The organism is Ignavibacteria bacterium, assembly GCA_025612375.1.
Classification (GTDB): domain Bacteria; phylum Bacteroidota; class Ignavibacteria; order Ignavibacteriales; family SURF-24; genus JAAXKN01.
Genome location: JAAXKN010000048.1, coordinates 16,577 through 29,034, shown reverse-complemented (window position 1 = coordinate 29,034; position 12,458 = coordinate 16,577). Strand labels below are relative to the sequence as shown.

At 46.1% G+C, this 12,458-nt stretch carries 14 protein-coding genes; all 14 read right to left on the bottom strand.

Annotation, left to right across the window (positions count from 1 at the left end):
* Positions 1 to 179: 179 nt before the first annotated feature.
* Positions 180 to 476 carry a hypothetical protein gene (locus HF312_19075; GenBank protein MCU7522327.1) on the bottom strand — a complete coding sequence of 99 codons (297 nt, stop codon included), beginning with the start codon at positions 474 to 476 and terminating at the stop codon, positions 180 to 182.
* A gap of 18 nt (positions 477 to 494) precedes the next feature.
* On the bottom strand, positions 495 to 986 hold the full coding sequence (locus HF312_19070) for a hypothetical protein (GenBank protein ID MCU7522326.1): 492 nt from the start codon (positions 984 to 986) through the stop codon (positions 495 to 497).
* A gap of 65 nt (positions 987 to 1,051) precedes the next feature.
* Positions 1,052 to 1,297 (bottom strand): hypothetical protein, encoded by a 246-nt coding sequence (locus HF312_19065; protein MCU7522325.1) that lies wholly within the window; start codon positions 1,295 to 1,297, stop codon positions 1,052 to 1,054.
* Between the two features lie 42 nt (positions 1,298 to 1,339).
* The gene (locus HF312_19060; protein MCU7522324.1) at positions 1,340 to 1,573 is read right to left on the bottom strand and encodes a hypothetical protein; all 234 of its coding nucleotides are present in this window, start codon (positions 1,571 to 1,573) and stop codon (positions 1,340 to 1,342) included.
* Between the two features lie 71 nt (positions 1,574 to 1,644).
* Positions 1,645 to 2,217: a hypothetical protein gene (locus HF312_19055; protein ID MCU7522323.1), complete on the bottom strand. Its 573-nt coding sequence runs from the start codon at positions 2,215 to 2,217 to the stop codon at positions 1,645 to 1,647.
* A gap of 155 nt (positions 2,218 to 2,372) precedes the next feature.
* Positions 2,373 to 3,509, bottom strand: coding sequence for a hypothetical protein (locus HF312_19050; GenBank protein ID MCU7522322.1), 1,137 nt, complete (start codon positions 3,507 to 3,509; stop codon positions 2,373 to 2,375).
* 174 nt (positions 3,510 to 3,683) lie between these two features.
* Positions 3,684 to 4,259, bottom strand: coding sequence for a hypothetical protein (locus tag HF312_19045; protein MCU7522321.1), 576 nt, complete (start codon positions 4,257 to 4,259; stop codon positions 3,684 to 3,686).
* Between the two features lie 74 nt (positions 4,260 to 4,333).
* Positions 4,334 to 5,449, bottom strand: a complete 1,116-nt coding sequence (locus HF312_19040) for a phage major capsid protein (protein MCU7522320.1) — start codon at positions 5,447 to 5,449, stop codon at positions 4,334 to 4,336.
* Positions 5,450 to 5,573: 124 nt separating this feature from the next.
* Positions 5,574 to 6,140 carry a hypothetical protein gene (locus tag HF312_19035; GenBank protein MCU7522319.1) on the bottom strand — a complete coding sequence of 189 codons (567 nt, stop codon included), beginning with the start codon at positions 6,138 to 6,140 and terminating at the stop codon, positions 5,574 to 5,576.
* 82 nt (positions 6,141 to 6,222) lie between these two features.
* Positions 6,223 to 7,374, bottom strand: coding sequence for a phage portal protein (locus tag HF312_19030; GenBank protein MCU7522318.1), 1,152 nt, complete (start codon positions 7,372 to 7,374; stop codon positions 6,223 to 6,225).
* Between the two features lie 306 nt (positions 7,375 to 7,680).
* Positions 7,681 to 8,067, bottom strand: a complete 387-nt coding sequence (locus HF312_19025; protein MCU7522317.1) for an HNH endonuclease — start codon at positions 8,065 to 8,067, stop codon at positions 7,681 to 7,683.
* A gap of 288 nt (positions 8,068 to 8,355) precedes the next feature.
* The gene (locus HF312_19020; protein ID MCU7522316.1) at positions 8,356 to 8,691 is read right to left on the bottom strand and encodes a hypothetical protein; all 336 of its coding nucleotides are present in this window, start codon (positions 8,689 to 8,691) and stop codon (positions 8,356 to 8,358) included.
* Between the two features lie 129 nt (positions 8,692 to 8,820).
* Complete coding sequence (locus tag HF312_19015; GenBank protein ID MCU7522315.1) at positions 8,821 to 10,281, bottom strand: response regulator; 1,461 nt, start codon at positions 10,279 to 10,281, stop codon at positions 8,821 to 8,823.
* Entirely contained in the window at positions 10,278 to 12,434 is a 2,157-nt protein-coding gene (locus HF312_19010; protein MCU7522314.1) for a response regulator, read from the bottom strand. Before HF312_19010 ends, HF312_19015 begins: the two co-directional genes overlap by 4 nt.
* Positions 12,435 to 12,458: the final 24 nt, after the last annotated feature.

Sequence of the window (12,458 nt, the reverse complement as noted above, 5' to 3'; positions counted from 1 at the left end):
AAGCCATTTGAATCGATTCCTTCAGAATATTTACTTCTTTTTCCTGCAGCTCAATCTGTCCTTCCAGATTCATTATCTCCAGATCTTTTGCTTTTACAGTCTCCAGCAGGCTCTCCCGTTCAATCAGCATTATTACCATCCGCCTAAGGCTTTCTTTATTCATCTGAACCATATTGCTGTCAATTACCTTTACCTGCGAGTAGCTTGTTTGCAAGGCAGGCAAGGCTGTCAATACTGCTAAGATTAGCAGCCTCATACTTCCGCTCCTTTTCTCTTGATATAATTGATTTACTTATGGACTTGAATACTTTTCTTCTGGCTTTAAGACTGTCCAGTTTACTCCTCAGTGAGTCAATCAAAAGGGAAGTATACTTATAATCTTTCTCATACCTCCTCTCTTTTAAATACCCCCTCCACCCCAGATAAACACCCCCAATCAGAAGAACCAAAATCATTATCCCCATCCCTCTCTTCATTTCATCCCTCCTTCAGCTTTAAGCCTTGGACCTTTCTTTCCGTCGGACGTCGGACGTCGGACCTGGCTTAACTTCGAACCTCGAACCTTTCCTCCCCAGAACTCCTCTGGTATCCAGGTGAATAAATGCCGGATAGAGCCCCAGTCCCATGATATTCTCATTAACATTGATCAGTCTGCCTTTCCATTGCATTTCAAGATTGAATTTCCCCGAGGCAATATCCATATAAAGTTTTCTGATCTGAACGGCATCAAAGCCGGCAGGGGAGAAGTCCAGGGCATTAAATTTTAGATGCAGGCTGTGTATGGCTCCATGTACGCGGTAATTATAAACCGGGTCCCTGTATGCCGAATGTATAACAATCGGGATACGTATTGTATCCCGGATCTTCTGAAGTATGCATAAGGTAGGAAGGACGTTCTCATATAATACTGCAGGAGGGATGCACTTCCTGAATAATTCCCCCTCCGTAAAATCCCTTATTCCGTATTTTTCCAATAAATCCTTCATCTCTCAATACTCCTTTTTTCATAATCCCTGACTTGTCATTCGTCGGACGTCGGACGTCGGACCCCTCATTCCGTCGGACGTTGGACCTCGGACGTCGGACCCCTCCTTTGAGCCACATATGCATTGCTGGCATAATAACCGTAACTGATAGCCATTATTCCCGCGGCAAGCGAAACGGCAAAGGATTCCAATGAAAGGTTATCAAGTCTGTGAGTAATAATAACCAGCGACATCAGTAAAAAATAGACTCCAATACTCGTAAAGAAAGCCGTCAGCTTCCTCCTCCCAGGCTCATAAATACCCCGTATCATTTCCTCTCCAAATTAATTCTTGTTTCCGTTGAACGTCGAACTTTACCGTCCCACAAACTCATCCTCTTTAATCGTCCCTTCCAGGTATTCGCGGTAGCTGAGCATTATGCCGTTATTGGATTGCTTGGAAATTGCATATACAAGCGCATTTATTTTATTAGTCAATAATTCAATTCTGCGAAGCAGCTTTAGTATACTTTTTCTAAGGATGCCAAAAACTCCCAGCACCACCGCAATAATCAAAGACCCAGCCGCACTGATCACTATCTCCTCCATTTCCCCCTCCTTCTTCTCTTACCGTCGGACGTCGGACCCCGGACGTCGGACCTTCCTCAACTTCGAACTTTTTAATAAAATTTCTCCTTATACACAAACCTCACTTCCGCCTCCAGCTCCAGTCTGCCCGAAAATCCGTATTCTTTGAACTGTGAAATATCGAATGCCACAAGACCCGAATCGCATGCAATCCCGTCCAATAGAAGCGAATTAAGCTGCCGTGCGGAGTTATTCCTCCCATAAAGTCCTTTTATGATTGAATCGGCATAATTCTCCCTTAATTCCACCATATTATCAGTTATTTCACCGCAAAGTTCACTTTTAATAAGAAGACGCAGTTTTACATAAATATTGCGCGTCCTGGAAGATGGCCGGGTGAACCGGGTGGTTTGATCCGCTGCCTCACTTTTGTAGTTCACGACGGCATCACGTATGCTGTAGATAAGAATTTCCCCATCCCGTATCTGGCTCTCAGCGCCTCCGAATACAACACCTTTAATCTCTGCCCTGAAGCCATTTGCAATTGTTATTGCCTCCAGGTTCTGCTTTAAGGCTCTGAGTATCAGATGCCGGAAGTTAAAATCTCCTCCCTCACCGCTAAGCAAAGAGAAGGGGATAGAACCATATGTATAAATTCCAAACATGCTTTTTTAAGGTCCAACGTCCGACGTCCGACGTCCAACGCTATTCTTTTATTATTTTAAATTATGCTGCTATCTAATTCACAAATACTTTCCAAAGTAGTTCATATTTGTTTTCCCGTTGGACGTCGGACGTCGGACTTTTTCCCCTTCGAACGTTACTTAATCCTCCCCATCCCCACCACGCCCACCCATCTGACCGTTTTCCCCGCCTCGCCGGTTACTTTGAGCTTTAAGGCTCCGTTTATGGTATCGGCTTCAAAATTGGCATCCCATAACTGGGATGACTTCCAGATTACCGTTTTAACGCATGGGGAAAGCTGTACCGATGCAGCAGCCGCAAGGCGGCTTACGACCCCTTTAATTTCTATTAGTGCCGCATCGGCTGCGCTTGCGCTGCTGCGGGCTGTAATTCTGGCCCAAAATCCTGCGGCCGTGTTGTCTTCCAGTACAATCCTTTCTGAAGGAGGGGAGAGGAAGATTTCAGCAGGATTCCCGTCCAGTGTAACCCCTGCCAGGGTTACAGATGAATATTGGGCGTCACCATAATCGCTTATATATCCAGATGCCCTTGCATGCTCACCTTTAAGCCTTGCAACCGCTCCGCTGCCTTCAGCGTGACTGTTATTCCCGACGGCTGAAGTATGATATCCCTCGGCGTGAGCCGAATTGCCTGAAGCCTGGCAGTTCTGTCCTTCTGCATGCGAAGCCACCCCTCCTGAGGTGTTTTGATACCCCTCCGAATGAGATGCAGTTCCGGATGAGGAGTTCAGGTGCCCTTCCGAAAGGGCATACTGGCCCGATGCCGTGTTGCCGCTTCCTGTGGCAAAAGAGCAGTATCCGCTTGCCTTATTGTTAATTCCTGAGGCAATGAAACTTGAGGCTCCCGATGCAACCTGCTGCTTATCACTCCTGATGAACTGAAAATCCGTTGCATCTGTCCCGCGTGCATCCCCGAATGTATCGCCGGTAATAACTCCATGCCTTCCGTTGATAATTTCCTCATAAGCAGCCCTCGTCAGTGTAAGAATCATTTTATAGATCCTTCCGGGAGCGTTTTTTGTGCTGGCTGAAATGCCTTCCTGCCCCCACTGCACGCTCAGGAAATTCCCCGCCAAAGCCGTTACTTTTACTATCTCCCTGTGGGGGTCATCAGCGGGATTCTTATAATCGCTGCAGTTGAACCATACAAGATTATAGCAGCCCTCCATAGCCGGATCAGGCAGCTTTGACGCCTCTCCATCCGGAAGTTCAATTGAGGTGGCAAACTCATCATATCCCAATTTTACTTCCACACCGCAAAAATTTCTTACCGGATACATATTAAACCCAAATATTAAATAAAGTAACTAAATGATTATTTATAAAGCATATAGAAGTTGTCAAAAGATAATTATCGTAGTTCAAAAGGGCGGGCTCACCCCGCCCTCAATTCCTGACGTCGGACGTCGGACCTCGGACGTCGGACCTCATACTTTCACATTCATATACTTCACCATCACCGCCCTGTGCCTGGGCAGTTCCTCCAGAAAAAACATCCTGATGCTCCCGGGACGGTTTGCCAGGAGTCCCAGTCGTCCTTCACCATGCAGGGAATTCTGATATACAAGCGCACACATTTCCTCTGCCACTAACTTGAGATCCGCCGGTATTTCAGAGAATCCGCAGACGTAGGATGCCTGGTAATTAAGAACCCCTTCCTCAAAACAGCCCCTGCACCTGTAAAGAAACTTGCCCCTGTAAAGGATCACCTGACTCATTTCTTCCGGCGTGGTAAAGCAGTCCTTAAATTCAGCCCCGTCCCTTACTTTCAATGAGGAAAGGGAAGTGACGTGCCGGTTGCTGAGTATAAGAAGGTTCGTGCCGCTGCCTGAAAGAATTTCCGTTACCGCTGATTCCTTAAGCTTTGTGTTGCAGTAATCTTCCATTAACTGGCTGACGGCATCTATAATGGAATCAAAAAAGATATCTTTCGATGTATCATCCCTTTTCCATCCCAGATATTCTTTCAATTCTTCAAGCGAAATAACCTGATTTGAATTCATATTTCCCCTCCATACTAAACCTTAACTTCAACCTGTGTTTTGCCTCTTCCTTTACCTATACCTTTACCTCTCCCTTACACCGCTGCAGTTCTGGCAACAGCAAATCCTCCCGGAAGCAGAACGCCGATTCCTACGCGTTCCATTGCCCTGAGCGCCTGTTCGGCCCTCTCGAACATGCTTTCACTGTTGATTACGGCACTGTCCGATATCTTAAAGGCAATCTCACCCTTGCCTGCAAGCCCTATGTGCCTGGCATTCCCGAATGCCAGAAACGGGGTGTTTGCACCTGTGGAACCCTTCGAAGGCATCGCATCCACCTTCTCAACCGGGTAGCCCATAAGCTCTTCTATGGGACCATTATTCGGCTTAACCAGTATGGGATTGCCCGCCGAATCCTTTATCTTCCTTATCTCCCCGAAAATGGTTGGATGCCCAAACCAGCGCGCACCTCTAAGCTTTGCTGTGGAAAGGCAGCTCTGCATGTCTACCAGGTCATCGTAGTCAAGGCTTTCAAGACTTGTGCCCCCAATTGTAACACTGTTTACCCCGGCGGCATTGAGTACTCCCGTAAACGGGGAGCCCTGTCCGGCAAAGCCCTGATTATCTTCGGCATATGCAATACGCTCTCCGTAACACTCCATCAGAAAGTCGTAAAGCACTATAAGACTGTCACTTAGCAGCTCTTCTGTAACAGTGGAAATAGCTGCTACTTTTTTGAGTACCAGACTGACATCCTCGAATGACGGCTCACTTTGAGCAATCACTGCTTTTTCGTTGATCCAGCTTACGGATATATCCGACAAAAGCCTGGGGATATGGAGACTGTCGGATTTAACGCGGCTCATGTCGAAATAAGATCCATAGCGCCTTAGAACACCATATTCATTTACAAAATGAAGTATATCTCCGGCCACCTCATCCGGCACCAGATAGCCCCCGTCGGCTGCCACACCTTCCGATAATGCCTGCTGAATAATGGGCTCAAACTGCTTGTTATGCATATAGCATAAAAGCTGCAGAAACCGCTCTTTTTTATTCGACTTAAGCTGCTCCTGCTCCTCCTGCTGCGGATTGATCTTGTATTTGGCATCTATCTTATCCATGCCAAGAGCCTTTACAGCTGCATCAACTGCCTGAGTCTGCAGCGCTAAGAATTCTTCCTTTGTTATCTGAATTACGCCGTTATCCATGAATCCCTCCGGAATGTGATAAATTATTGTGATGATTAATAGAATGGACCTGTTGATAATCAGTTTATCTTAATAAAACTTCTAGCCTCTTACCGTCGAACGTCGAACGTTGAACGTCGAACAATTACTTTCCTTTCACTTTAACTGCATAACCGGCAGCAAAAGCTGGAATTTCACGCGCCAGCTTTTTGAAGTCGCTTTCGCCCAGGCTCTGAAGCAGGAGTTCGTCCTTGATGAGCCCCTGTCCTATTGCCACCGTTACGGCATCTGCATCCATGGGGACACTTACGGCAGAAACTTCCAGAAGCAGCCAGCTTGTTATATGGAGGACTTCCTTTCCTCCTTCTTTTTCAGATTTCATCACAAGAGGCAGAAAGCCAATAGACCAGCTTGTAAGAAAGCCTTCCTTATAAAGCCGGAATATGTCATTGGCAAGCTGAGTATGACTAAATTCAAATGTGGCAAGAATGCCGCCTGTCTCAACACTCAGGTCAATACAGCGGCCAATTACTTTTGTATCGTCATGAAAGGCCAGTACAACGGGACTCTTAAAGTAATCCTCAAATTTCCCGCCCTGTGGATCAATTTTGCGCCCGCCGCGGTTTATGCCCGCAGTAACGATATAACATTGAAGGGTCTTATTCTCCGAACCCCTTATCTCCGAAACCAGCACCTGCTCCATCTTTTCCATTTTAACTCCTTATTCCATTTAGTTACTAGTTCCCTTACCGTCGGACCTTGGACGTCGGACGTCGGACCGCGCCGCAGGCGCTCTACCCGTACCCTTCCTCCTCCCGTATCTCCTCTGCGCTCAGCCAGCCGTACTTCCGCCCGTTCTCATAATACTTCAGCCTTACTTCCAGATCGCGCGGTACAACATCATCGTGCCTGATGAAAAGATCCAAGCCGAATTCTCTCTGCACCAACTGCGTGAATTTGACCGAAAAGTACCTGCAGAGAGGCTCAATGGCATTGCTTAGATAAGTGAAATTTGCCGCTTCCGCGTTGGCCCGGTTGGCATCAGCTACAATTCCCAGCTTGCTTGCCGGCACACGGAAGGCCCCCAGTATCTCATCACGCACATTCTTCCTGGAAGCCGAAAAATCCAGCTCCTTGGCCGACATTTTGTGTATGTTCAGCCTTAAGCCGTTATCCAGAACGGGAACCGACGATATCCTCCTGACGCCTCCATACTTTGCTCTGAACTGCTGCTGCAGCTCACGCGCCGTCTCAAGCCCCAGATCTTTGTCAGTCTCAAGCGAGACAGGCGGAACAGGCTGATTGAAACTCTCCACCTGAAAGGCCAGCTCCAGATTATTTACGTTAATAATATCTGCTATGGCCATAATTATGCTCTGCCCGTAAAAAAGATCCCCGGCTTTCTGATGCTTAAAGTGAATTATATCTTCCTTGGCAATATTTACCTTCTGCTGCCCCGATTTGTAGATGTAGCTTTTTATAAGGTCACCTTCACCGGGCACAATTTTAAGATACTCGGGCAGGATGGGATGTATGCGCGAAATTATATTCATACGGTTGCGCTCAAGCAGCCAGTACATGTCTCCCGTTGCATCCATGTTCTGTACGGTCAGAAGCATAAGTTCATACCAGGAAAGATCATAACCCGGATCGCTCATAAGTTGTACGAAGGGATGGTCGAATATTTCCTCTACTGATGTACGGTTATTTTTAACCGTTCTGCGGTAGAGCCTGAAGGCTGTCTTGGCCACATCTTCGCTTCTGAGTGTAATGGCTGAGAAAACCCAGCTCTTAATTTCATTGTAAAGCTGCTGCTTCTGCGAAAACCTCGAGATGCCGCTATATGAACCCGCAGGATCTTCTCCGGCGGTAAACCGGTAATCTCTGTTGCTGTTCGATTGGAGGAGTTTGAAGAAACCGTTAAGAAGCCAGTTGTACAGTTTCATTTGGATTGTTAATAATAGTTTTACAACCACTTCTTTATAGTAAGTATAAAATAAAAGAATGTCAAGGAGAGTTAAAGCAATGTGTAAAGAATGGTAAAGTCAATGATAACCATCACAAACTAAGTTTAACGGCTGAAATATTATTTGGAAATTTTAGTTTATGAAGTAAAAGGATAGGGAAGAAAGGTATTAGGGCAGACTTGCCCCTTTCCCCGGATTTTAAGAAATCAAAATCCGTATCAGGTGCAGCACATTTACAGAAATGAATAATGAACAGTACTTTTGCATTTGAATGCTAAAAGCCCCTCAAATTATGTTTAAGACCAAAGCCAGAATTACGGCAATTACTTTCTCTGTCTTCTTAAGCAGGGGAACAAGCTGATGCTGGTATGAGATGTAGCATTTCAGCACAAAACTGTCGGCTTTCTGACGGTTGTTTTCCCACTGCAGCGCCTGCAGATTATTCAACTTGTCTGTCCCGCCGCGCACAACAGGTAAGATATGGTCAATCTCCCAGCCTGTACCCTTGTGAACCGTTACTCCGTAATTCTTTCTCTCAATCCATGCCCCGCAGGAGTCCTTGCGTATTTGCTCCGGATCTGCCCCGGGAACAATCCTCGCTTTTTTCCAGACAGCATCAATCACATCTGGCCGAAAAGCAGTGCCTTTGGAATCGGTATTGTACAACCTCATCATGTTCAGCCCTCAATTTATGTTAATTATAGTCATGAACACTGCCGGTGAAAGAACATTTTTTTAAGAAAGTGATATGCGGGTTAATTTAAAAGGGTTGGGGGATAATTCAAATGATTCGGCTCACAGCAGGCTTTAGCGTGAAGGAGACAGGCGCTTCCATAAATAAACAGCATCCAAAGGGCAGGCCTCTCATCCCGCCCCTTAATCTTCCCGTCAGACCTCTTTCCGTCGAACATCGAACGTCGAACGTCGAACGTCGAACGTCGAACGTCGAACGTCGAATGTTTAAGCCGCATAAATTATAAGTAGTATCAGCCCTATAACACCAATAATCGGGTGTACAATTGCAAACGTTTTGGGCGGTATCTGTTTTTTCCCTATATCAATAGATAAAAGATAAAACCCTCCCAGTGCCGCTACAATAAGCACAATCATGCTTGCTGTAAGAAGCCCGGCACCAATTCTTGCAGCGCCGACGATTACAAGAATCAAAGCTATTGCATTTAAACTTCCATGGATTACAACAGAAACCTTGGGCGTGATTTTATTCTGAAGAATGTTGGTCAGGATGTGCAGCCCGAATAAAGCACTGATAATAATTATCACAATAGGAGCAGCCATTTTAACCCCCTCGTTGAAATGTAAATTTTTACAGCCTTTATTTCATTAAACCAATTTCCCCCCAAATAATCAATATCCTTCCAATTTCAACCTTCCGACGTCGGACGTCGGACGTAGAACGTCGGACGTTCACTTCCCCAGCGTAAAGTAAAACGTGGAACCCTCTCCGCTTTCTGATTCCACCCATATCCTCCCACGGTGCCTTTCTACTATCTTCTTGCATATGGCAAGACCAATGCCGGTTCCCGGATATTCCGACATGTCATGCAGCCTCTGGAAAATTACAAATATTCTTTCCTTGAACTGCGGATCTATCCCAATCCCGTTATCTGAAACGCTGAAGATCCATTCCCCCTTACTTGCCTCTGCCTTTATCGTTACTACAGGGTTTCTTTCGCTTCTGAACTTTATTGCATTGCTGATAAGATTCTGAAACAGCTGCGACATTTGTACTGCGTCAGCTTTTACAACAGGGAGGTGATCCGACTTTATCTCCGCTCCTGTTTCCTTTATAGTCATCTGCAGATTCTTTTCCACGCTTGAGAGCACTTCATTCAGATCCACGCTTTCAAAGGACATCCCCCTTGTTGTCACCCTGGAAAATGTCAAAAGATCTGTAATCAGCATCTGCATCCTTTTGGCTCCATCTACTGCAAAGTTAATCATTGTGTCAGCATCCGGGTCCAGCCTCCCGCTGTAGCGTTTACCCAAAAGCTGAGTAAAATTACTTACCATCCTTAATGGCTCCTGCAGGTCGTGCGAGGCTATGTATGCAAACTGCTCCAGCTCCTTGTTCGAACGCTCCAGTTCTACCATGGTTTTCTTCAGTTCATCCTCTGCGTGCTTTGCAGGAGAAATGTTAGTCATCTTGAATACCGCCCCCGAAAAAGTGCCTCCTCCTCCGGGTATAAGATCGGTGCTGATCAGATACCATGCGCCGTTTACCAGCATTTCCTCATTCTTTATTTCCTCACTTTCCGGTGTCGTACTCCTGAAATATTTTGTATCAAAAGAGCAGAGCGCTTTGCAGATGTCGCATAACCTGCGCCCTACAATCTCATCCTGTTTTTTGCCCACTATCATTTCAAAAGCCTTGTTGCACTGGTCAATATTAAACTCTGAATTTAGAAGACATACGCCGTCGTTTATAGCATCAAATGTGGCCTGCCACTTCATGGCCGCTTCCTTTAGGCTCATTTCAGCATTCCGTATCCTTAACATGGCATTTATTGTGGCCGTCAGTACCCTCGGCTCCACAGGGTGAGTCAGATATGCATCCGCCCCCATTTCCAGCCCCTGTGCCTTTGACTCATAGTCCAGATATGTTGCCGAAAGATGTATGACTGGAATTGCCGAGGTATCCGGGTCAGACTTAATTCTGCGGCATACCTCAAATCCGCTGATGTCCGGCAGTTTTACATCTAGCACTATAATGTCAGGCTTCTCTTTGGCCTTCATCAAAGCTTCCTGCCCCGTCGAAGCCGTAATAATTTCAAAGCCTTCGGCTCCAAGCGTCCTGCTTGTTGCATATAATCCAACAGGATTGTCATCCACCACAAGAGTTATACATTTTGCGGGTTTGCTGTTCATTCCTTTTTCCCTTTACCGTCTTTTACTGTTTTTAACAGGATATCCCTGATCTGGCTGGCCATTCTGGCTTTCGATATATCTTTTTTCCCAAGCACTGCCGCGGCTGAGCGGTTAAGTCTGGCAATTTCAATTGCGTCCATGTCTTTTGATGTGTTGATTACTACCGGAATGTCCCTCGTTCCGGGATCTGCCTTTAACTTTTCCAGAATTTCAAAGCCTGTCGAATCGGGCATTATTAAATCAAGAAATATTATGTCAGGCTTGTAATTTACCGCCTTCTCAAGGCCGCTCTTGCCGTTTTCAGCCTCAATTACCTCGAAGCGCCCCTGCGGCAGCATCTCTTTTAATATGTATCTGGCAATTGCCTCGTCGTCAATAATTAAGATTCTTGCATTCTTTCTTCTGCTCTTCAAGTTCTGCAGCTTCTTCAGAAGCCACTGCCGCTCAACTGGCTTTACACAGTAGTCGTCTGCACCAAGCGCCAGGCCCCGCTCTTCTTCATCAATTACCGAGGCTACCAGGACCGGTATGTCCTTGTAGCTCGTATTCGATTTCAGTTCTGTCAGAAATTTCCAGGTGTTCTCACCGGGCAGAAGAATGTCCAGTATTATTACGTCAGGCATTGTCTGTTCCAAAGCGGTTCTTGCTTCATCAATGCTTCTGGCCGATTTTACCTTGAAGCCCGTTCCTTTCAGGTATTTATCATAGATAAGGTGCATCGCTTCGTTGTCTTCAATTATCAGAACGGTTGAGTTCTCGGGCGCCTGTTCAAAAACAATCTCCCGGTCCCCGGTCTTCTCACCCCGTGTATACGAAAGCCCGGCAGGGAAGCGGGCAAAGAATGTTGAACCCTCGCCCGGCTTGCTCTTGAGATATACATTACCACCCAGCAGCTCTGTAAGCTTCTTCGACAGCGGAAGGCCCAGACCCGTGCCTTTTGCTTTTTTCTGAAGCTCACTTTCCACCTGCGAGAATTCTTCAAATATTAGTTCCTGATCCTTTGGCGCAATGCCGATCCCCGTATCGGCTACAGAGAAAATTACATATTCTCCATTATCACTCCGCTCGGCTTTTACCCTTACTTCTCCTTTTACAGTGAATTTCAGGGCGTTGGAAATAAAATTTCTCAGCACCTGCGATATCTTGGCTTCATCATTGAACATTAGAGGTATTTCTACCGGGTCTTCAAAAACCAGGCTTACTGCTGGATTTGTCTGCAGCGGCCTCAGCATCCCCCTCAAAGCTGAAAAAAGATCTGAAACCGCAAATTCCACAGGCTTAACCGTCGTTTTGCCCGATTCCACCTTCGCAATATCCAATAAATCACTTACCAGTTCCGTCAGGTCTTCAGCCGATCTCCTGATGTAGCTTACCTGTTTTTCCTGCTCCTCATTCAGATCGCCATCCACATGCTCCTGCAGTAGCCTCACAAGCGCAATGATTGAGTTTAACGGCGTCTTGAATTCATGACTCATATTTGAAAGGAAACGCGCCTTGGCGTCATTTATTCTCTGCAGATGCTCCGCCTTCTCATCCAGCTCGGCATAAAGTGCAACAACACCACGGTTGGTCTCCTCCAGCTCCAGATTCAGCCTCTCTAATTCTTCCTGCCTCCTTTTTATCTCCTCCAAAGTCCTTAGCAGCTCCTGATTCTGCATCTGGAATTCCTCAATAGGACTTTGCGGCTCTTTTTTTATTAGCTCATCTGTTATTCGCCTGATCGCATCGGGACCTATGGGAGCCTTTATATTAGGAATTTTTTTCCCGATTATAACCGTTGTTCCTTTGCCGGGAGTGCACTTTATATCAAAACTGTCCATCAGCCTGCGTGTGCCTACAATTCCAAGCCCCATTCCTGTTTCAGACCGGTAGTGGCCTGCCAGTATGTCTTCAAGATTACTTATTCCCGGACCATCATCTGAAATTTTAATTGAAAGCTTCTGTGCCTCCGGCTTCCCATCAATTGAAAATTCCACTATGCCCCCGCGGGCATAGTTAAAAGCATTTCTAACTAATTCCGAAACCGAGGTCGCTATTGCTGTCTGCTCCCTGGTATCAAAACCCAGTAAAGAAGCTATCTGCCTTGCCCGCTGCCGCGCAAGCACAGTGTCTTCTTCATACTTGATTCTTAAAGTTATTATTTTTACGCTCATAAATTCTTCTTCTCAGGCTCAATT